Here is a 20763-nt window from a genome sequence, read left to right as displayed (position 1 = left end):
TAAAACTTGACGTTCTCAACTATTGAGGCTTACCTTCTTCTACGTTACTTGAAGTACTCAAGTATCGAGGTCCTTAAGTAGTCGCTCGGGCAGCCGCTCGGGCAGCCGGAGAGAAGAAGTCACCGTGTCCCACGCACAGCACGCGGCCACGCCGAAACCCACCGGACAGACCGCGGTCGTCCTGGTGCTCGGCCTCGCCGCCATGGTCGTCTCGATGATGCAGACGCTGGTCGTCCCGATCCTGTCGATCATCCAGAACGACCTGGACGCCACCACGGCAGGCGTCAGCTGGGTGACCACCGCCACCCTGCTCTCGGCCGCCGTCTTCACCCCGCTGCTCGGCCGCTTCGGCGACCAGCACGGCAAGAAGCCCACCCTGATCGGCGTGCTGCTCGTGATGATCGCGGGCTCCGTGCTCGCCGCCACCACGACCTCCCTGACCTGGCTGATCGTCGGCCGCATCATGCAGGGCGCGGCCACCGCGATCTTCCCGCTCGCGCTCTCCGTGCTCCGCGAGGAGATCAGGCCCGAGAAGCTGCACGGCGCCATGGCGCTGGTCAGCGGCACCCTGGCCTTCGGCAGCGGTCTCGCCCTGGTCGGCGCCGGCCTGCTGACCCAGGGCTCCGACCCCGACTACCACCGGGTGTTCTGGCTCGCGGTCGTCCTCGCCGTCCTCGCCCTCGTCGGCGTGATCTTCGCGGTGCCGGCATCGCGCTCCAAGACCGGCGGACGCACCGACTGGCTGGGCGCCGGGGCGCTGGCGCTGCTGCTCGTCCTGCTGCTCCTGCCGATCTCGCAGGGCCACGAGTGGGGCTGGACCTCCGGCCGCACCCTCGGCTCCTTCGCCGGCGCCGTCGTCATGGTGGGCGTCTGGGTCCTGACGGAGCTGAAGGTCAAGGAGCCGATGGTGGACATGAAGATGTTCGCCCACCGGCCCGTCCTCTTCACCAACCTGGCCGGACTGCTGCTCGGCTTCGCGATGTTCGCCCAGTTCATCGGCGTCTCGTACCTCGTGCAGATGCCCGAGAGCGTGGCCGGGTACGGCTTCGGGGCCTCGGTGCTCGGCGCCTCCGTCGTCTACCTGCTCCCGACCACCGTCGTCTCGCTCCTCGGCGCGCAGTTCGGCGGCATCCTGGTCCGCCGGATCGGCGCCCGCTTCACCCTCGCGATCGGCGCCGCCTTCGGCGTGCTCGGCTTCGCCTGGCTGACCCTGGCGCACGGCACCAGCGCCTCCGTGATCGGCGCGGGCATGGTCATCGGCCTCGCGATCAGCTTCGGTTACGCCTCGATGCCGGCCCTCATCGTGGCCAGCGTCCCGGCCCACCAGACCGGCATCGCCAACGGCATCAACTCCATCTCCCGCTCGGTCGGCAGCGCCGTCGCCAGCGCGATGATCACGTCGCTGCTCGCGTCGAAGACCATCCCGCTGCCCAAGGGCATGCCCGCCCTGCCGCAGGAGAGCCAGTTCACGCTGAGCTTCGCCATCGCCGGCGCCGCCTTCGTCCTGGTGGTGGCCGTCGCCCTGGTCGGCCTCACCGCCCGGCACGCCCCGCGCACGCCGAGCCCGCTCCCGGTGACCCCGGCCGTGCCGGAGCGCGCGGGTGTCTGACCGCGCCCCGTAAGGGGCGCGGGGAACTGCGCGAGCTACCAAAGAAGAGCCGCGGCCGCGTCTGCCGGGATCCCCGCAGACGCGACTGCGGCTCTTCGCGTGCTGAGCGCGCAGTTCCCCGCGCCCCTACGGGGCACGGCGCCCCCCCCGTTCGCGTATGTCAGTCCTTCACGGGCAGCGCCACCGCGTCACCGTGCGGCTGCGCAGGAGTGGGCACAACGGCTGCACCGGAACCGTCGTCGTCCGTGTTGAGCCGCTCGATGAGCGCGTCCCGCTCCGGGGTGTCCTCCGGCTTCACCCAGCCGACGACGACGAAGAGGACGAGCGAGACGGCCAGCGGGACGGAGACCTGGTACTGGAGCGCGACACCGCCCTCGACCGCTTCGTCGATGGGGTAGTTGACCAGGTAGAAGGCGACGAGGCCGAGCCCCCAGCTGGTCAGCGCCGCGGTCGGCCCGGACTTGCGGAACGTACGCAGCAGCCCCAGCATCATCGGGATCGCGATCGGCCCCATCAGCCCGGCCACCCACTTGATGACGACCGTGATGATGTCCTTGAAGGCCGGGGAGTTGACCTGCGTGGCGACCGCCATGGAGAGCCCCAGGAAGACCACCGTGGTCAGTCGCGCGGCGACCAGCCCCCTCTGTTCGGTCCAGCCCCGCGCCCTGGCGGAGAACGCGGGCGCCACGTCCCGGGTGAAGACCGCGGCGATCGCGTTGGCGTCGGAGGAGCACATGGCCATGGTGTGCGAGAAGAATCCGACGATGACCAGGCCCAGCAGCCCGTGCGGCAGCAGCTGTTCGGTCATCAGGGCGTACGCGTCCGAGCCGTCGGGCTTCTTGGCGTCGACGAGCAGCGGCGACATCCACATGGGGAAGAAGAGGACGACCGGCCACACCAGCCAGAGGGCGGCGGAGAGCCGCGCGGAGCGGGCGGCCTGCTTGGCGTCGGCGGTCGCCATGTAGCGCTGCGCCTGGTTGAGCATGCCGCCGTTGTACTCGAAGAGCTTGATGAAGAGGAACGCCAGCAGGAAGACCGTGCCGTACGGGCCGACCAGCGGCTTTCCGTGGCCGGCGAGTTCCGGCTCGTCCCAGACGCCGAAGAAGCCGCCGTGCGGGCCGAGCTTGGCGACGACCGCGACGAACATGGCGACACCGGCGAGGAGTTGGATGATGAACTGGCCCAGCTCGGTCAGGGCGTCGGCCCACAGGCCGCCGATGGTGCAGTAGATCGCGGTGATCACGCCGGTGATGAGAATGCCCTGGTTGAGCGAGACGCCGGTGAAGACGGAGAGCAGGGTCGCGATGGCGGCCCACTTGGCGCCCACGTCCACGATCTTGAGGAGCATGCCGGACCAGGCGAGTGCCTGTTGGGTGCCGAGGTTGTAGCGGTTCTTCAGGTACTCCAGCGGTGAGGCGACGTGCAGCCGTGAGCGCAGCCGGTTGATGCGGGGGGCGAAGAGCCGGGCGCCGATGGCGATGCCGAGGGCGATGGGGAAGGACCAGGTGACGAAGGACGTCACGCCGTAGGTGTACGCGATCCCCGCGTACCCGGTGAACATCACCGCGCTGTAGCCGGACATGTGGTGCGAGATGCCCGAGAGCCACCAGGGCATCTTCCCGCCGGCGGTGAAGAAGTCGCTGACGTCGTCGACCCGCTTGTGGGACCACAGGCCGATCGCGACCATCACGCCGAAGTAGCCGATGAGCACGGCCCAGTCGAGACTGTTCATGTGGCCCTCCAGGGGTCCGCCTGGTGAACTGCGCATAACTGGCTCGCACTTCGCCAGGAGCGGCCCGCGGGACCGGGAGTGGCCCGGAAGTGCCCGCTCATCGTGGGTTCGGGCGCAGGTCGCCGACAACCGCCCGCGAGGTCAAGAGCGAGTAAAATCGTTCTGTTCGCTGACCTGTGTTCATGGATGTGACCACTGCGAGGCCTGCCCCGGAACACGCGGAAGCCGTACGGGAGTTGATTCCCGTACGGCTCCGGGGTCCTGGTGGGCGCGGCTCAGCGCATGATCTCTCCCGCGTTCACCAGCAGCGACTGTCCGGTGATCGCCCGTGCCCGGTCGGAGGCGAGGAACACCACCGCGTCCGCCACGTCCCCGTCCGACGCGAGGTCCGGCAGGGCCATGCGGCAGGCGAGGCGGTCCCGTACCTCCGCCTCCGGTACGCCTTCGGTGTGCGCGGTGAACTGCACGTACGCCTCGACCGGCGGGCCCCACATCCACCCCGGCAGCACGGTGTTGACGCGGATCCGGTCCGGCCCCAGCTCGTGTGCCAGCGAGTACATCGCGGAGGTCAGCGCGCCCTTCGACGCCGCGTACGCGGCCTGCCGCACCTGGGAGGGGGCGGCGATCGCCGACTGGGTGCCGATGAAGACCACCGAACCGCCGCGCCGTTCCCGCAGCGCGGGCAGACAGGCCCGCGTCATGCGCAGGGTGCCGAGCAGGTTGACGTCGACTACCTGCCGCCAGGTCTCGAAGTCCGCGTCCTCCAGACCGCCGAAGAGGCTGTCCCAGGCGGCGACATGGACGACGGCGTCGATCGCGCCGAAGCGCTCGACGGCCAGCCCGGCGAGGTCGCGGCACTGCTGTTCGTCGGTGATGTCGGTGGGGCGGTACGCGGTGCGGGTGCCGCCCGGGTCGATCTCGGCGGCACTCTTGGCGAGGTTCGCCTCCGTGCGCGCGCCGAGGGCCGCGTTGCCGCCGTCGCGCACGACGGCCGCCGCCACCTGGTGGCCGAGCCCGGCGCCGACGCCCGAGACGACGACGGTCTTTGACTCGAGGAGCGACGACGGCATGGGCGCCTCCCGGCTCTGGCAGTTTTCCTGACGGGGCGTCAGAGTATGGTCGTCCACCGCAGGAAGGAAGAGGGAGGCAGGGGAGAGGCATGAGCGAGGAGACCCGCAGCGACGTCTACGCCGAGCTGGCCGCCGTCGGGCCCTACGGCGTCCACCCGGGGCACGCCCTGATCACCATGGTCGAGCCGCACCCGGGACACGAGTACGCCTACAACCGCTGGTACGAGGACGACCACTACTACGCCGGCGCGATGGCCATGCCCTGGATGTACGCGGGGCGCCGCTGGGTGGCCACGCGCGAACTCCAGCTCCTGCGCCGCCCCGCCGAGTCAGCCGTCGCCGAGCCCGTCACCGCCGGGTGCTACCTCTCCACATACTGGGTGACCGAGGGCCGCTACGACGACCACATGAAGTGGACCGTCGGCATCAACAAGCGGCTCAACCGCGACGGCCGCGTCTACCGGGACCGCACCCATGTCTTCACCGCCTTCCAGGACCACGAGGCGACCGTCTACCGGGACGGCGCGGCCGGACCGCGCGACTTCCACGCGCTGGACCACCCCTACCGCGGCCTGGTCCTCGAGGTGATCGACGCCGACGGGCCGGAGCGGCGCGCCGAACTCCTCGAATGGCTGCGCTCCAGGAACCTGCCGAAGGCCCTCGCCCCGGCGGGGGGCGCGGCGGCGCCCGCCGCGATGGTCACGCTGTTCCGGCCGACGCCGCTGCCGGGGGACCGGATGACGTACGTGAAGCAGGTCGAGGGCGTGGACACCCGGCTGACGCTGCTCTGGTTCCTGGAGGAGGATCCGCGGGAGTGCTGGGAGGCGCATTTCGCGGGGCGGGAGGAGGTCGTTGCGGAGTCGGGGCTCGGGCACGTGGAGCTGGTGGCGCCGTTCATCCCCACCGTGCCGGGGACGGACACCTACGTCGACGCGCTGCGCTGAGGCGGCGGGGACGAGACCGTGGTGACGAGGCCGAGCCCCCTCGGCCGGGACGGCGGGCCAGTCGAGAGGGCTCATACGGTGCTGTCTATGCGGTTGTTCCTCTGGTCTGCCGGGTGAGCTGCCTGCTGTCTCACGCGAGGTCGGCAGCCCCCTTGCTCACCTCGCCGACGAACGCGTTCCACGAATCGGCGGGGAAGGCGAGGACCGGGCCCTCGACGACCTTCGAGTCCCGCACGGAAATGCCCTGCTTCACCGGGGACTTGACCTCGACACACGCGCCGTTGCCGGTGGAATACGAGGACTTGACCCAGGTGTGCGAGGAACCCTGCTGAATTGCCATGTCTGCTCCGGTTTTCCCAGTCGTCCAGTAGCTGTCGCCGCAGAACCGCGGTGACGCCAACGCTCTTGCTCGATGGCGTGAATGACGCTACTCGCCAACATCGTGGCGTGAAGGGATCGTTCACTCGACCGGATGGCATATTCCAGAGGGGTCTTCCGCGCCGATGCGACAAGGGTGTACCGTGCGGCTTTTTCCCGCGCGGGGGCCTGCGGAAGCGTTCCTCCGCTCAGCGGGCGTACTCCTTCGCGATCTGCGAGATGAGCTGTCTGGACTGCTCGACGTTGAGTGCCTGGGCGCGCAGGTGCTCGTACATGACGCTGTACTGCTGGACGTCGTTGGCCTTCTCCAGATACAGGTCGCTGGTGACGCCCTCGATGTAGACCACGCTGGAATCGGCGGCGTCGGGGAACTCCAGGATCGCGTACTGGCCGTTGAGCCCCGGGTGCGCGCCCATCTCGAAGGGGATCACCTGCACGGTCACGTGCGGCAGTTGGGACCTCTCGACGAGGTGCTCCAGCTGGTCGCGCATCAGATGCCGGGAGCCGACGACGCGGCGCAGCGCCGACTCGTCGAGGACGGTCCACAGCCGCAGCGGATTGTCCGGCGCCGCGATGCGGTCCTGGCGCCGCATGCGCACCTGGACGCGCTTCTCGATGTCGGTGGGCGTGGTCTCCGGGAGCGCGCCGGTGATCAGCGCCTCGGCGTACGCGCGGGTCTGCAGCAGACCGGGGACGACCTGCGGATCGTAGACGCGCAGCGACGCGGCGTCCGTCTCCAGACCGATGTACACGCTGTACGGGATGTCGCCGAAGGAGTGCCACCAGCCCTGCTGGCGCGAGTCCTTGGCCATCTGCATGAGGGAGTCGACGACCCGGTGGTCCTCGACCTCGTAGACACCGCACAGGTCGCGGACGTCGCGCTGGCTGATGGAGCGGCGGCCGTTCTCCAGCCGGCTGATCTTCGACTGCGAGACGAGCAGGCGCTCGGCGACCTCCTCGGCCGTCATGCCCTTGAGCTCGCGGAGCCGACGGAGCTCCTGGCCCAACCGGCGTCGCCTGACAGTGGGATTGACATTGGACGCCACGGGACGTGCACCTCCGGCTTGCCTGCCTCTGCTTTGCGTATCTACCGCTCAGCAGAGTGCCACCAACCGGGCGCGCACCGCTGGGAAACAGCGGATATGCGGACGTCGGGGCGGGTGTGCAGGGGTGGTGCGCTCCCGCTCCGCGGCGCCACGAGGTGTGCTGCCGCGCGGGGCGGTGGTACCGGAGTGCCGTCGTCGGACGGTCCGGTACCGCCGCCCGCGCGGCGCTGGTGCGTGCGGTGCCGAGCGGTTACGTGATGGTGGTGCGGAACGGCGCTGTGCTCAGTGAGCGACGGCGCGCGCCATGGATCCGCGGCGCGGCTGCATGGGCACCCCGCCGGGGTCCGCCGTCGCCCGCGCCGGCTGCCGGCCACCGCCCGGCCCCGTGGGGCCCGCCGGTGCGGCGCTGCGGCGCGGCTGAGCCGCCACGCCGTTCTGGACGTCCATCACGGCGTGTGCCACGAGGCCGCCCATCGGGTCGTGCCTGATGAGATCCCGGAGCCGGGAGCGCGATGAACGCCCCTCGTTCCCGGGGTACAGATGCTTGCCGAGTCCGACCGCGTGGGCCAGGGCGGCGAGCGCGGCGGTCCGCGGGTCCGGCGGTACACCGGTGCGGATCGCCGAATCGAGCCGGGACCTGATTTCCCGGCTGATGGCCGTGTCCGTCGCTTGGTAGCGAGTCGTCGGCAGCACCCCGCACATCTGGCCCGCCACGGCATGAACCATGCCGCACCGCTCCAGGTGCGAGAGGTACGTCTGGCGGAGCCCCAGCCGGGGCCCGCCGATCCAGTGGACGGCCCGAACCGGGCTGCCGCGCCTGCGCAGCAGTTCCAGTGCGGAGTCCAGAGTCGGATCTCCGGTCGGCCGTGGCATCACCACGGCGATACGATCCCCGTCAGGGGCTATCCGTCCGGCCAGCGCCAGCTCCACTAGCTGTGCTCCGGCCAGACCGAGGTCGAGCGACTGCGGCTGCGCCGTGGTACCCGTGGCCGGGTCCAAAGCGAGCAGCAGAAGCTCCTCCGGAATTGTTCTGCGGCTCCTGCCCATCCATGCCTCCCCGCGTGGATGAATGACAGGGTGACCCCTCTCACATTGGTCTGTCGAGAGCGCGTGGGCGGGATGTACGGGAACCAGTAGGTATGTCGTTCTCGTCTACCACGGGGGTTAAGCCCCCACACAGGACACTGGTACACGGTTCGGACAGTGGGGTCCGGCCGGATTCGGCTTACGGCATGGCGTACGAGGAGGCATCGGTGGCGGGCGAGACCCCCGACAGGTCGAAGCAGCGGAAGTCGTCGGGGAACCCGACTACGGCGGATCCTTCTGAGCCGTCGCCGGAGGAACGGGACCCGCGCCTCGCGATGACCCGCGAGACGCCGCAGGTTCGGGAGGACAGCGCGACCGCGGTCTTCTCCACGAAGGACGTCAAGGGAGCGGCGGCCGGTTCCGACGGCGCGGATTCGGGTTCTGGCTCCGCGTCGGATTCCGGTTCAGGTTCCGATTCGGTTGCGGATTCCGATGAGGGCGCGGACGCGGACACGGGATCGGACGCGGAATCGGACGAGGGATCGGAGCAGGCCGAGGAGGCTCCCAAGGCGGGGGCCAACGGTGACGCGCGGCTGCGGAACGCGGTGGCGGCGTGGGTCGCGACCTCGGACGAGCCGGCGCCCGACGCCGCGGCACCGGGAAGTGACGCTTCTGCGGCGGACGACGCCGAGGAGGACTCCGAGGAGGACGACGCCGCGAAGGCGGACGCCCCGGCCGACGACGACTCCCCGGCCGAGGACGACGCCGAACCGGCCCGGGTCGACCGGGCCACGGCTGTCTTCAAGGCGCTGCCCCCGAAGGACGCCGCGAAGGCGCCCGTGAAGGACGCGGCCCCGGCGGCGGACGACGCCCCGACCGAGGACGCCACCGACACCGACACCGACGCGGATGCCAAGGACGACGCCAAGGCGACCGGGGTCGACCAGGCGACCGCCGTCTTCAAGGCGCTGCCCCCCGAGGCCGCCGCCAAGGCGCCCGTGAAGAAGCCCGGCAAGGGCGTCGACCAGCCCACCACCATGCTCAAGCTGGGCGACCACACGGGCGCGAAGGGCTCCAAGGGCGCGCAGGCCTCCGAGGACGCCGATGACGCCGAGGGCAAGAGTGCAAAGGGCACTGCAAAGCCCGAGACGGACGCCGAGCGGACCAGCAAGTTCGTCGCCCTGAAGCCGCTCGACCAGCCCTCGGCCAAGCCGGCCCCCAAGGCCACCCCCGCCGGACCCTCCGAGTCCGCGCGGCCCAAGAGCGGACCCGAGGCCGGACCCGACACCGGGTCCAAGGCCGGGTCCAAGACCGGTTCCAAGGCCGGGCCCGCGGCCGGAGCCGCCGCTGCCGCCGGTGCGGCGTCCGCGCCGGCCGGTCCCGCCGTGCCCCCGCCGGTCGAGCGGACCACGCAGCAGCCGCTGCCGCCGAAGCCGCCGATCGACCTGCTCGCCGAGCTGACCAACACCCCGCCGCCGCCGGAGACCCCGGTCCGCACCGCCGTGCGCCGGGTCAAGATCTGGACGCCGCTGGTGCTGCTCCTGGTGGTCGTCTTTGCAGTCGTACAGGCCGTGCGCCCGCTGCCGACGCCCACGCTGCAGCTGACCGCGAAGGAGACCGCGAAGTTCGAGGGCGGCAAGCCCGACGTGCCGTGGCCGGCCGACGGCCAGGCCGCGATGGACGTCAACGGCATCGGCACGTTCGGTACGTCGGGTGAGCAGAAGCCCGTGCCGATCGCGAGCATCGCGAAGGTCATGACGGTCTACCTGATCCTGCGGGACCACCCGCTGGAGAAGGGCAAGGACGGCCCGAAGATCCCGGTCGACGCCGCCGCGCAGAAGCACTACGAGACCGGCAAGGCGGAGAACGAGTCGGTCGTCAAGGTCACCGAGGGCCAGAAGATCAGCGAGTACGAGGCGCTGCAGGCGGTCATGCTGCCGTCCGCCAACAACATCGCCAAGCTGCTCGCCCGGTGGGACACCAAGAGCTCCTCGGAGGACGCGTTCGTCGAGAAGATGAACAAGACCGCCAAGGAGCTGGGCATGAAGAACACCCACTACACGGACCCCAGCGGCCTGGACAAGACGACCGTGTCGACCGCCGAGGACCTGGTGAAGCTGGGCCGCGCGGCCATGGAGAACCCCGTCTTCAACGAGATCTCCCGCCAGCCGAGCTACATGGACCTCAACAACGAGAAGCAGACCAACTTCTTCAAGCTCGTCCCGACCGTCGCCATCGGCATCAAGACCGGCACCACCACCGCGGCCGGCGGCAACATCCTCTTCGCCGCGGAGAAGAAGGTCGGCGGCAAGACGCAGACGATCATCGGCGCCGCCCTCGGCCAGTACGGCAGCAACGGCGTCGCCAACATCGACAAGGTCACCGAGGTCACCAAGAACCTGATCGCGGCCGGGCAGGACGCTCTCACGGCCAAGACGATCGTGAAGAAGGGTGACGTCGTCGGCCAGGTCGACGACGGTCTGGGCGGCACGACTCCGGTCGTCGCCACCAAGGACGTCTCCGCGGTGGGCTGGTCCGGTCTGACGGTGAAGCTGATGCTCGACCAGGAGAAGGGCAAGCCCGTGCCGCACTCGGCGAAGGCGGGCACCGAGGTGGGCGTGCTCAGCGTCGGTGACGGCAAGGGTGACGCCGTCGAGGTGCCGGTCGCGCTCCAGCGGGACCTCGCCGAACCGGGCCTCGGCGCCAAGCTGACCCGCATCGGCTGAGGTTCGGCACCGAAGCCGCCGGACCCCGCGCAGGGAGGCCACCCCGGGCCTCCCTGCGCGCCTGCGTGCTAGCGTCACAAACTCGGGGGGCAGTATGCCGGGGCCGAGGACGGGTGTTCCGGGACGGACTCCCGCCGGCACGGACCCGGGGCACTCCGGAAACACGGACGACACGGGGAGAACCTCCAGTGGCCACAGCGGAGCCGACGCGCGCCGACGACGACGCCGCGCCCGACACGGGCGGCGGACGCCGCACCGGTGCGCGAATACAGCTGCCGGCCCAGCGCCGTGCCACCGAGGACGGGCCCGCCGAGCCGTGGACGCGGCGGGTGGCGCGCCATCCGGTGACGATCACGACGGCGGCCGCGGCCGTGCTGCACGTCGTCTGGTTCTTCGTCTTCGCCAACAGCGGCGGCGACCTCGCGGCGCAGGACGCCTGGGCCGAGTTCGTCGGGCGGCACCCGGCGTCGGCGTACAACCTGGGCTGGTACGGCGGCATGCACCCGGTGTCGTACAGCGTCATCTCGCCGTATCTGATGTCGGTGCTCGGCGTGCGCACCACCATGATGATCGCGGGCACCGTCTCCGCGGCGCTGCTGACGATGATCCTGATGCGCAGCCGCGCGGTGAAGCGGCTGCTGTGGCCCACCGTCGCGGGCGTCTTCGCGCTGCTGTGCAACGCGGTGTCGGGACGCGTCACGTACGGCCTCGGCCAGATGTTCGCGCTCATGGCGGTCGCCGCCGTCTTCTGCTGGCCCTACCGCTGGCGTTACAAGCGGTGGGCGAAGGCGCTGGTCGCCGCGCCGTTCGCGGCGCTCGCGACGATGGGAAGCCCGGTGGCGGGGCTCTTCGTCGGGCTCGTCGCCGTCGCGCTCTTCCTCAGCAAGCGCTACCCGGGCGCGTACGCGCTGGGTCTCGCGCCCGCCGTCGTCGTGGGCCTGTCCGCCTGGCTCTTCCCGTTCTCCGGCACCCAGCCGATGTCGTTCGGCTCGGCGTCGCTGCCGCTGCTGTTCGCCGCGCTCGTCTACTTCACCGTGCCGCACGCGTGGAAGACCGTGCGGATCACGACGGCCGTCTACGCGGCGTTCGTGCTCGGCGTCTGGCTGATCAACTCGCAGATCGGCTCCAACATCTCGCGGCTCGCGATGTCCTTCGCGGGCGTCGCGCTGCTCGCCGCGCTGCCGTACACCGTGCCGAAGTCCCGCAAGTGGTACGTGATCGTGGTGGCGTTCGCCGGCTTCACCGGCTGGATCGGGTTCAAGGCCGTCGACGACATCGTGCACACGCGCTCCGACGCCTCCTGGACGCGTGAGGTCGCGCCCCTGGTCCACGAGTTGAAGGAGCGGGGCGCAGCCAAGGGCCGCGTCGAGGTGGTGCCGGCCCGCAGCCACCGCGAGGCGTCCGCGCTGCCCGCGTACGTACAGCTCGCCCGGGGCTGGAACCGGCAGGCCGACATGGAGCGCAACCCGCTCTTCTACGACGACACCCTCAACTCCGCGAACTACCACGAGTGGCTGCGGCGCTGGGCCGTGCACTACGTGGCGGTCCCCAAGGGCGAACCCGACGGGGACGGCGGCAAGCGCGAGACGCAGCTCATCTCGGACGGCCTGCCGTACCTGAAGCAGGTGTGGGTCGACTCCAACTGGCAGCTGTACGAGGTCACCGACCCGATCCCGCTCGCGGGACCGCACGCCGTCGTGGAACGCGCCGAGCAGGGCGAGATGAGGCTGCGCGTGACGGAGCCGGGCCGCGTCACCATCCGCATCCCGTACTCGCCGTGGCTGAGCGTCGTCGACGCCCGGGGCAAGGGCGTGGCCAGGCCGCGGGAGACCGAGGAGTCGAAGCGGCTGCGCGAGCACGACGAGCACCGGCCCCGGGAGTACGACAACGTCAACGGCTGTCTGCTGGAGGCGGCCGAGGACCACAACGGCGACGAGTGGGTCGAGCTGCTCGCCCCGAAGGCCGGCACCTACCGGCTCGGCTCGCCCTACCAGCTGCCCCGCGGCACGCCCTGCCCGGAGGAGATGCGCCGCTGACGCGGCCGGTCAGCCGCCCGGCGGCGCGCAGATCCCGGACCTGGGCAGCTGCCCGGGGCCCGCGTCCGCCGCGGCCTGCGCGCGCACGGTGTCGAGCTGGCCGAGCAGTTCGTCGAGGCGGTCGCCGGACGGATTCCTGAAGTACTGCAGGACGGCCCGGTGGAACGCGTCGCGCACGCTCGGCGCCATCACGTCCGAGGCGTCGAAGCAGAGCGTCCGCGCCCGGGTGGTGAGGATCGTCGCGATCCGCCTGCCGGTGGGGTCGGTGGGCTGCGGATCGGTCGCGTCGGGGAAGAGGGGCCGCAGCTCCTCCTTGGCCCCGGACCGCCAGAGCGTGCGGGCCCGCTTGCCGGAGAGGCGGTCGACGAGGGCGCGCGCGTCCGGGTCGCGGGTGAACACCGCGGCCATGTCGCCCGCCACCTCATAGGCGCCGTCGTACGCGGACCGGCCGCCGAGGAAGCCCGCCGCGGGGTCGACGCGGACCGTGCGGCCCGCGTACACGTAGCGGATGAAGGCGCTCTGGTGCTCGTGGGTGCAGCGGGGCGTCAGGGAGCCGAGGAGACCGCGCGGCCCGCCGCCCTTCGCCGGGTCGGCCGTGCCCTCGTACGACGTGGTCAGCGACTGGTGGACCGACGCCTTGGAGCGGGCGCCGAGGAGCGCGGCCCAGGCCGTCCACGCGTCGCGGACGCGCGGATCGTGCCAGCTGAGGCGCCCGGTGGCCCACTCCGTGTACACGGCGGGGCCCGCCCGGTGCAGCAGGATGTCCTCCACCCAGTCGGTGCCGGGCCAGCCGGACGTCGCCTGCGAGGCGAGGCCCACGCACCACCGCGGGGTCCCGCCCGAGTGCCTCCGCTCGCTCCACACCAGGCTCTTGAGGTCGACCTTCAGCGGCACCCAGTAGGTGCGGCGCGCGCCGTTCACGTGGAGCGGCAGGGTCCAGGGCGGGTAGGCGCGCGCGGTCGCGGCACGCCCGAGCGGGGTCAGCCGCCCGGCGCGGGCGTACTCGGTGAGTTCGCCGACGCTGTTGAGGATCGCCACGTCCGGCGGGTCGCCCGCCTCCAGCTGCGCGACGAGCGTCTCCCGCAGGGAGCGGGTGCCCTGGTAGGTGTACGACTTCCCGGTGCCGTCGTCGAGACGGCCCAGCATCTTCTCGAAGGCCTCGCCCTCGGGGCCCGTCCAGGGGCCGAGGACGACGAGCGTCTCGGGCCGCCCGCCCCCGCAGCCGCCCGCGGTGACGGCGGTGACGGCGATCAGGCAGGCCGCGAGGACGGCGCGGAACACGGCGTACGACCGGTTCATGCGGCGGCTCCCGAGCGGGCGATGAGGACGTACTCGCGGCGGTAGGCGTGGAGCGTGGCCCCGGTCAGGGCGGCCCCGAGGAGCCCGACGGGGGTCACCCACGGCGCGGCGCCGTCCAGCGACGCGAGGCGGCCCGCGGCCAGGTCCTCGTGCATGCGGTCGTCGAGGGAGGCGATGAGCAGCCGGTTCCGGTGGCCGAAGGGGTGCTGGTCGGCCGCCGACTCGATCGCCGGTGAGGTGCGGCCGGTCAGGTCGTGGGCGGCGGACACCACGCGCTGCTGCGCCCGGTGGGCGAGGACGGCGTCGGCGGTCAGGAACGGCACGGCGAGCAGCGGCACCGCGGCGGTCAGGAGCGGCAGGCTGACGTGCAGGTGCAGCCGGTGGTGGAGGAAGAGCTGGGTGCGCCACAGGCCGAAGGTGAGGAGGGCGAGGGCGAGCGCGGCGACGGTGGCCGCGGCGATCGCGGGGGCACCGAGCGCCGCCCGGTCCGCGAGCCGGGCGCGCAGGTGGTTCTCCAGGGCGGTGATGCGGTCCACGACGGCGGTCGCGTCGGAGCCGGTGCCGGGCCGGCAGGGCGGATAGCCGTCGGTGCCGGTCTTCTTCCCGGTCCCGGTCGCGGGTGCCGAGCAGAGCATGCTGCGGGCGTACGAGAGACCGGCGTCGCGCAGGGCGGGGTCGCCGACGTTGTTCTGCGCGAAGGCGATCCAGGTGCCGTAGTCGACGACGAGGCCGGAGACCACGTCGAGCTCCTGGCGTTCGGCGGTGGTCAGGGCGCCGCTGCGGGCCACCTGGTTGAGGCGCTGCACGGCCCGCGTGGTGCGCGTGTCGTACCGCTTGCCGAGGCCGCTGAGCCGGACCGCCTCCCCGGCGTCCAGGCTCTCCCCGGCCTCGCGGTCCGCGATCCGCAGGGACGTCTCCGCCTCGGCCAGGCCGGCGAGGGCGGGGACGAAGCTGTCGCGCAGGGCCGCGGAGTCCTCGCGCACGTCGGCGTAGGCCCAGCCGAACGCGGCGGCCGCGACGACGGTGAGCAGCGGCAGGGCGACGAGACGGTCGCGCAAGTAGGCGCGGTTGCGCGGGTGTTCGGCGAGCGGCGCGGGCCACACGTACCGGCGTGCCGCGCGCAGCGTGTCGGCGGCGCTCTGCCGCAGGGCGCGCCACAGCCCCCTCACGGGGTGCCCCCCGCCCGCCGGGCACCCGGCGGGACGGCGCCGGGCAGGACGGTCGCGCTCGACTGGATGCGGGCCGCCTCCACGTCGAACTTGGCGATCCGCTCGCGGAGTTCGACGGTGCCGCGCGCCGGATCGCGGACGCGGACGAGGCGGCGCAGATGCTCCTGCATGGCCGTGTCGCCCGCCTCGGCGGCCAGCCGCCAGGCCGTGCCGAGCAGGGTCTCGGCCGCCGCGTGCCTGCCGTCCTTCAGCTCCGCGCAGGCCTCCTCGAAGGTGCGGTGCAGCTCCTCCTCGTGCCGGTAATGGGCGACCTGGGGGTCCAGGCGGCTGTAGAGGTCGGGGTCGTCGGTCCAGCGCACCAGGACGGGCTGCGGGACGGGCAGCCGCGGGGGTGCGGACCCTTCGGCGTCGAGCTCGACCTCGGTGAGCAGGAGCTCCTTGCCGAGCTGGGCGGGGTCGTAGGGCGCGCCGACGCAGAGGAGGTAGGCGCGGGTCTCCTCGCCGCACGGACCGAGCCGGTACTCCTCGACGGGGCCGCCCGCGCCCGTGCCGACGCCGGACAGGTCGACGTGGTCGGGGGTGAGCGCGACCCGCACCGGGTGGACCTGCTCGAAGGAGTGCGGGCGGACCCCGGCGCGGTGATAGAGGCGCAGGCGCAGGCCGGTGACGTCGCGGTCGGCGGCCCGGTCGGTGAGCGCGGCCAGCTCGCCCGGCAGCCGGGTCAGGTCCGCCACGGCGCGGGTGCGGCCGCCCAACGACCGCGCGATCAGGAGGAGTTCCTCGGTCTCCCAGGCGTCGCCGATGCCGACGACGTCGCAGGCGAACGCCCGCGCGCACCGCTCGACGCGCTCGCGCAGCTCCGCGCGCGTCTCGTAACCGGGCTCGTTCCTGCCGTCGGTGAGCAGCAGCGCGTGGCGTACGTAGCCGTCGGCGCCGTCGACGGTGCCGGTCTCGGGCAGTTCGCGGAAGAGGTGCCTGGCGCGCTCCAGCCAGGTGCCCATCGCGGTGCCGCCGCCCGGGGTGCACTCGTGCAGGGCGGCCTCGGCGGCGGCCCGCGACTCGGCGTGCGCGACGGCGAGACCGGGGCGCCTGGGATAGATCATGGCGGCCCGGTCGCCGCCCGCCACCAGGGCGAACAGCGAGCCGTCCGGGATACGGGCCAGTGCGCTGACGGCGGCCGCGCGGGCCGCGGCGAGACGGCTGGGCGGCAGCACCATCGACGAGGAGTGGTCGATGAGCAGGACCTCCGCGAGCCGGGGCCGGGGTGCGGCGGCCGGTTCCCGCCCGGTGGCGGCGGGCGGCCCGTGCCCGGCGCCGGGTCTGCGGACCGTCACGGTGAGGACCGCGTACATCCGTGCCGCCTCCTCGGCGCCCGGCGTGCGGGGCCGGGGCAGCTCGACGACCTGGCTCACCTCGAGGTCGACCGAGGCGGCCGGTTCCTGATCTTCTTGCCCAGCCATGGGATGTCCTTGCCGGATCGGGTGTGCCGGAAGCCGAAGGGGCGTACCGCGTAGGCGCGGTCCAGGAGGAGTTCGGCGAGGGGTGTCGCGGGGCCGTCGTCCGCGGCCGGGGCGTCGCGCGCGGCCTGGTGGGCGAGGCCCCGGTAGAAGCGGGACAGGTCGGTGCGCAACGCGTCGTCGTCCGCGGGGAATTCGAGCAGCGGGTCGGCCCGCGCGGCGAGGCCGCGCAGTTCGGCGGCGGTCATGCGGGGCGTCCCCGGGCCGGGGTCCGAAGGGCCGTGGCCGGGTCCCGGCGCGGCCCGTCCGTCCCCTTGGAGGAGGCGGTGGGCGGCTTCCCACACCTCGGCCTTCATCCGCACCCGGGCCTGTTCGTCGGTCAGGCCGTGCGCGGAGAACAGCTGGGCCAGCGCCCGCACCGCCGCGCCGAGGCCCGCCGCGTCCCGGGCGTGGTCGACGCGGATGCGCACGGCCGCCGTGCGGGCGGCGGTGCGGTGCCGGGAGTGTTGCGGCACCGCGTCCAGCGCGGCGATGGCGTCGGTGAGCGCGTCGGGGCCGCCGAGCGCGAGCCGCGCCCGGACGGCGCCGAACGCGGCGCTGCCCAGCGACGGGTTGCGCAGCCGCACCGCCTCGTAGAACGTCAGGGCCTCATGGAGGCGGCCAAGGCGTTCGGCGCAGTAGCCGAGGGCGAGCTTCGGCGCGTACTCGCCGGGAATGGCGCCGTAGACCCGGTCGAAGTGGCCGCGGGCCTCGGCCACCCGGGAGCGGGCCAGCGCGAGCAGCCCGCGGTGCCAGTCGAGCCGCCAGTCGTAGGGGGCGTTCGCCGGACCTATGGCATCCTCGGCCAGGGCGAGCGCGGACTCCGCGCCGGTGAGCGGCCCGTCGCCGGTGCGCGGTGCCGTCCGCAGCCGCAGCCGGCACCGCAGCAGATGCACCTCGGGGGAGTCCCGCCAGTCGCCGGTGTGCTGGAGCAGCGCCTCGGGGTCGTCGTCGCTGAGCCGGCTCAGCTCGCCGTGGTGGTCGTCGTCCGGGTCGGGGCGCGGCACCGGCAGCCTGCGGGCCACCTCCGGCGGTGCGGGGGCGGGGTGGCGGGGCGCCGACGGCGGGGCCGCCCAGCGCGACACCTCGGGGGCGGCGCCGAGCCCGCCGTCGAGGGCGTGGGCGGACTGCAGGAAGAGCGGTGAGGGCTCGAAGGTCTCCGCGCCGGTGCGCAGCGACCGCAGTTCGCGGAAGACGCCGCGCAGCTGGTCGTCCATCTCCCTGGCCGTGGCGAAGCGGCCGGCGCGCCCGGTGCGGGTGGCGCGGCGCAGCACTCTGGCGAGGGAGACCATGCCGAGGCCGCGGTGGCCGGCGGCGGCGTCGTTCAGCGGGTCGAGCGCCGCGAGGCCGGCCAGGTCGTGGCGGGTCGCGCCGATCCCGCACAGGGTGCGCAGCGTCTCGCCGAGGCTGAACAGGTCGTCCCGCGGCTCGGATTCGCCGCGGGCGCCGACGCTGGGCGCGCGGTAGAGGGCGGTGGTGAGGCCGGGCGCGCCCGCGCGGCGCACGCTGCCGACGTCGACGAGTTTGGTGGTGGAGCCGTCGTGCATGACGTTGGGCGGTTTCAGGTCGCCGTACACCTTGCCGCGTTCGGGTGCGTGCAGATACGCGAGGGCCGCCAGGATCCGCACGCCGTACGCGAGCACGAACTCGGGGAAGCGTGCGCCGCCGAACTCCTCGGGGTGTTCGCGGGCGCGGGTCCGCACTTCCTCCAGGTTGAGCCCGTCGACGTACTGCAGGACGAGGAAGTCGCCGACGCCGTCGTGGTGGCCGTAGTTGAATACCCGGATGAACCCGTCGTGGTTCAGCTCCACCAGTTCTCTGCGCTCGCCCTCCAGGAGGCGGTAGGAGTCGGCGGCGAGCTCCGCGTGGAGCATCTTCACGGCGACCGCGCGGTCGTCGACCTTCGTGTCGTGGGCGAGGCAGACCTCGCCCATCCCGCCGTAGCCGAGCGGGCGCACCAGGCGGTACTGGCCGGCGAGCAGGGTGCCGGGCGGCAGCGGCAGGCCGTCGGGCGCGGCGAGCGAGGCGGGCCCTTCCGGGTCGGCCGCCCTGCTGTCCGCACGGTCCAGGAGGGTGATCTCGGGCAGGACGGTCGGGTCGGGGTGCTCGGGCGGCAGGACGACGCGGGCGGGGCGCGGCGGGGCCGCGGCGTGCCCCGGCTCGACGATCCAGTGCTGGGAGGACTCCGGCTCCTCGGAGGCGGGCGCCCGGATCGTGGCGGGGCCGGGTGGCGGCAGGACCGGTGTGGCGGGGCGGCGCGCGGCGGAGTGCAGTCCGGTGTGCGGGTCGACGCGCTCGCCGCTGGCCAGACAGTAACCGGTGGGCGTGACCGTGCCCGAACAGCCGGGGTGCGGACAGGACTTGACGGTCGTCACGCGTCACCGTCCGCCTCGGCGAGGCGCCGCACCACCCGGGCGAACGCCGTGACGGCCCGCTCGGCGTCGGGGAGCGGGCACGGTCCGGCCATCAGGAGCTGCTGCGCCTCGCGGTAGGGGCCGACCGCGTCGGGGTGTTCGGCGAGGCCCCGCCGGGCGAGCCTGGCCAGGTGGTCGCGGAGCAGGGCGCGCAGCCGCAGGTGCTCGTCGAGCAGGGCGCGCAGTTCGCTCTCGGCGCGCTCGGCCCGTAACAGGTAGGTCTCCACGGCCTGTTCGGCATAGGAGAGCTTCTCCAAGATGCGCGGGCCCCCGCGTCCGGTCAGCGGCCGCAGTTCGTTGCTGAGCTGCACCGTCCACAGGGCGGCCCGCGCCGCGTAGGCGGTGGCGACGGGTGGGTCGACGACGTGCGGCTCGACGCGGTGGAAGAGGCGCCGGGCGCTGCGTTCGGTGTCGGCGAGCGCGTCGACGCGGGTGCCGATGCGCTGCAGCCACTGCGCGGCGCGCTCGGCGGGCAGCAGCCGCTCGGCGAGGGCGTAGGTGAAGCCGTGGGTGCTGGATCGCACCACGAGGAGCAACCGGGCGCCGGCGTCGGCCAGTTCACCCAGGACGCGGGCGGCGGCGGCCGGTTCGGTGACGGACCGGTCGGCGTAGAGCACGGCGACGGCCGGGCGGCGCCGCCCGGTGGCGTGCCGGCCCGCGTGCCGCAGTTCGTGCCGGAGTACGGCGAGCGCCTCGCGCAGCTCCGGCTGGTCGGGGTCGTCGAGGGCGGCGCCCTCCAGGTCGAGGACGAGGCCGATGCTGCCGACCCGTGGGGCGATGCCGGCCCGGGACAGCAGGGAGTCGCCGCCGCCCGCCCCCACCTCGACGGGGTGCACGGCGAGCTGGGGCGACTGTTCGCGGTCGGCCATGTTGAGGACGACGTACAGGGCCTGGCGTGCCCGGTCGTCGTCCTCGGCGACGAAGAGGACCTCGGTGTCCCACGCCTGCGGTTCGGCGTTCAGCCAGCGGGTGACGGTGCGCTGCAGGCCGTGCGGGCGGGCCGTGCGGGCCGCGTCCGCGGAGACGACGCGGTGGCCGGGGATGGCGTGCGGCCCGGTCACGTACCGCTCGGCGAACCGCCGGAAGTACTTGGCGACGGTGGCCGCCGGGATCATGTAGCCGTGTTCGCCCCGCTCGTCCGCCTGCGCCAGGATGCCGAGCAGCCGGTCCGTGCCCTCCTCCCGTACGCCCGCCCCGCTGAACCCGCCCCGCAGCCGGCGCGCGGGGCCGGCCGCCGCGCCCGCGCCGGTCAGGTCGACCTGGACCCGTTCGTCGCCCTCGCCGCCGGGCCCCCGGCAGGCGCCGGTCAGCCACTGCCCGCCCGACCGGTACTCGGGGAAGCCGTCTATCAGGACCGTGGCGCCCCGGTAGTCGAGCGTGCGGTGCAGGGTGACGGGGGACGCCACGGGGGCGGGGGCGTCCAGGACGAGCACCGCGAGGTCGCCCTGCGCCTTGCCGAAAGCGGGCACCCAGTGCCCGGCCTCCACGGTCGCGGTGCGGTACGGGGTGCGCTCCAGGCCCTGCAGGAGCGGGAACTCGACCTGGACGCGGTCGGGCCGCAGCCCCGTCGCCCGGTCCCGGATCACATGGGCGCAGGTGAGCACCCGGTCGGTGCCGAACAGCACCCCGGCGCCGAGCACGTCACCGCTGCCCGAGGCCGCCCACCGCCGCAGCCGGACACGCCAACTCGAATGGTCCATCGGAGAGTTGACGCCCCCGTCCGCCGTCGCCGCATCCCCCTCCATGCTTCCTCAGGATAGGTCCGCGAGACGCCGAAGGCTCCCGGGCCGCAGGAAGAGGTGGTGCGGGGGGCTCCGC

The 20763-nt window shown here is 72.8% G+C and carries 14 protein-coding genes; 4 read left to right on the top strand and 10 right to left on the bottom strand.

The features are described 5' to 3' along the window. Nucleotides 1-124: 124 nt before the first annotated feature. Nucleotides 125-1609: an MFS transporter gene (locus ACZ7DY_RS26730; RefSeq protein WP_471139208.1), complete on the top strand. Its 1485-nt coding sequence runs from the start codon at nt 125-127 to the stop codon at nt 1607-1609. Nucleotides 1610-1769: 160 nt separating this feature from the next. On the opposite strand, the gene ACZ7DY_RS26725 is transcribed toward ACZ7DY_RS26730, so the two are convergent. Both ACZ7DY_RS26725 and ACZ7DY_RS26720 read right to left on the bottom strand, forming a co-directional pair. Continuing rightward, nucleotides 1770-3341 carry a sodium:solute symporter family protein gene (locus tag ACZ7DY_RS26725; protein WP_471139207.1) on the bottom strand — a complete coding sequence of 524 codons (1572 nt, stop codon included), beginning with the start codon at nt 3339-3341 and terminating at the stop codon, nt 1770-1772. A 275-nt stretch (nt 3342-3616) separates the two neighbouring features. Next, nucleotides 3617-4411, bottom strand: a complete 795-nt coding sequence (locus tag ACZ7DY_RS26720; protein WP_471139205.1) for an SDR family oxidoreductase — start codon at nt 4409-4411, stop codon at nt 3617-3619. Nucleotides 4412-4500: 89 nt separating this feature from the next. On the opposite strand from ACZ7DY_RS26720, the gene ACZ7DY_RS26715 reads away from it, so the two are divergent. Continuing rightward, nucleotides 4501-5355 carry a hypothetical protein gene (locus ACZ7DY_RS26715; RefSeq protein WP_471139204.1) on the top strand — a complete coding sequence of 285 codons (855 nt, stop codon included), beginning with the start codon at nt 4501-4503 and terminating at the stop codon, nt 5353-5355. Nucleotides 5356-5485: 130 nt separating this feature from the next. On the opposite strand, the gene ACZ7DY_RS26710 is transcribed toward ACZ7DY_RS26715, so the two are convergent. From ACZ7DY_RS26710 to ACZ7DY_RS26700, 3 genes are all read right to left on the bottom strand, one after another. After that, nucleotides 5486-5695 (bottom strand): DUF397 domain-containing protein, encoded by a 210-nt coding sequence (locus ACZ7DY_RS26710; RefSeq protein ID WP_471139202.1) that lies wholly within the window; start codon nt 5693-5695, stop codon nt 5486-5488. A gap of 226 nt (nt 5696-5921) precedes the next feature. Then, entirely contained in the window at nt 5922-6779 is an 858-nt protein-coding gene (locus tag ACZ7DY_RS26705) for a helix-turn-helix domain-containing protein (protein WP_471139200.1), read from the bottom strand. A 282-nt stretch (nt 6780-7061) separates the two neighbouring features. Beyond that, nucleotides 7062-7826, bottom strand: a complete 765-nt coding sequence (locus tag ACZ7DY_RS26700) for a GOLPH3/VPS74 family protein (RefSeq protein WP_150169050.1) — start codon at nt 7824-7826, stop codon at nt 7062-7064. A 185-nt stretch (nt 7827-8011) separates the two neighbouring features. On the opposite strand from ACZ7DY_RS26700, the gene ACZ7DY_RS26695 reads away from it, so the two are divergent. Both ACZ7DY_RS26695 and ACZ7DY_RS26690 read left to right on the top strand, forming a co-directional pair. Then, the gene (locus ACZ7DY_RS26695) at nt 8012-10531 is read left to right on the top strand and encodes a D-alanyl-D-alanine carboxypeptidase (RefSeq protein ID WP_471139198.1); all 2520 of its coding nucleotides are present in this window, start codon (nt 8012-8014) and stop codon (nt 10529-10531) included. A 188-nt stretch (nt 10532-10719) separates the two neighbouring features. Then, nucleotides 10720-12567 (top strand): glycosyltransferase family 87 protein, encoded by a 1848-nt coding sequence (locus ACZ7DY_RS26690; protein ID WP_471139196.1) that lies wholly within the window; start codon nt 10720-10722, stop codon nt 12565-12567. Between the two features lie 9 nt (nt 12568-12576). Here the strand turns inward: ACZ7DY_RS26690 and ACZ7DY_RS26685 are convergent, their stop codons facing one another. From ACZ7DY_RS26685 to ACZ7DY_RS26665, 5 genes are read right to left on the bottom strand one after another with little or no spacing between them, the layout of a single operon-like run. Next, nucleotides 12577-13866: an extracellular solute-binding protein gene (locus ACZ7DY_RS26685; protein ID WP_471139193.1), complete on the bottom strand. Its 1290-nt coding sequence runs from the start codon at nt 13864-13866 to the stop codon at nt 12577-12579. Continuing rightward, a complete protein-coding gene (locus tag ACZ7DY_RS26680; RefSeq protein WP_471139190.1) occupies nt 13863-15035 on the bottom strand; it encodes a hypothetical protein in 1173 nt (390 codons plus the stop codon). Before ACZ7DY_RS26680 ends, ACZ7DY_RS26685 begins: the two co-directional genes overlap by 4 nt. Next, a complete protein-coding gene (locus tag ACZ7DY_RS26675; protein ID WP_471139188.1) occupies nt 15032-16495 on the bottom strand; it encodes a VWA domain-containing protein in 1464 nt (487 codons plus the stop codon). Before ACZ7DY_RS26675 ends, ACZ7DY_RS26680 begins: the two co-directional genes overlap by 4 nt. Then, on the bottom strand, nt 16444-18906 hold the full coding sequence (locus ACZ7DY_RS26670) for a tetratricopeptide repeat protein (protein ID WP_471139185.1): 2463 nt from the start codon (nt 18904-18906) through the stop codon (nt 16444-16446). The genes ACZ7DY_RS26675 and ACZ7DY_RS26670 overlap by 52 nt, the downstream gene beginning before the upstream one ends. Further along, on the bottom strand, nt 18903-20690 hold the full coding sequence (locus tag ACZ7DY_RS26665; protein WP_471139183.1) for a trypsin-like peptidase domain-containing protein: 1788 nt from the start codon (nt 20688-20690) through the stop codon (nt 18903-18905). Before ACZ7DY_RS26665 ends, ACZ7DY_RS26670 begins: the two co-directional genes overlap by 4 nt. Nucleotides 20691-20763 lie beyond the last annotated feature (73 nt).

The sequence above is a fragment of the Streptomyces sp. NPDC037013 genome (assembly GCF_055607265.1).
This window is presented reverse-complemented; position numbering and strand designations above follow the sequence as displayed.

Bases quoted from the DNA above. Each gene is read 5' to 3' on its own strand.
- ACZ7DY_RS26665 (WP_471139183.1), bottom strand. From the start codon at position 20,690: ATGGAGGGGGATGCGGCGACGGCGGACGGGGGCGTCAACTCTCCGATG.
- ACZ7DY_RS26720 (WP_471139205.1), bottom strand. From the start codon at position 4,411: ATGCCGTCGTCGCTCCTCGAGTCAAAGACCGTCGTCGTCTCGGGCGTC.
- ACZ7DY_RS26710 (WP_471139202.1), bottom strand. From the start codon at position 5,695: ATGGCAATTCAGCAGGGTTCCTCGCACACCTGGGTCAAGTCCTCGTAT.
- ACZ7DY_RS26685 (WP_471139193.1), bottom strand. From the start codon at position 13,866: ATGAACCGGTCGTACGCCGTGTTCCGCGCCGTCCTCGCGGCCTGCCTG.
- ACZ7DY_RS26715 (WP_471139204.1), top strand. From the start codon at position 4,501: ATGAGCGAGGAGACCCGCAGCGACGTCTACGCCGAGCTGGCCGCCGTC.
- ACZ7DY_RS26700 (WP_150169050.1), bottom strand. From the start codon at position 7,826: ATGGGCAGGAGCCGCAGAACAATTCCGGAGGAGCTTCTGCTGCTCGCT.
- ACZ7DY_RS26695 (WP_471139198.1), top strand. From the start codon at position 8,012: ATGGCGTACGAGGAGGCATCGGTGGCGGGCGAGACCCCCGACAGGTCG.
- ACZ7DY_RS26675 (WP_471139188.1), bottom strand. From the start codon at position 16,495: ATGGCTGGGCAAGAAGATCAGGAACCGGCCGCCTCGGTCGACCTCGAG.
- ACZ7DY_RS26725 (WP_471139207.1), bottom strand. From the start codon at position 3,341: ATGAACAGTCTCGACTGGGCCGTGCTCATCGGCTACTTCGGCGTGATG.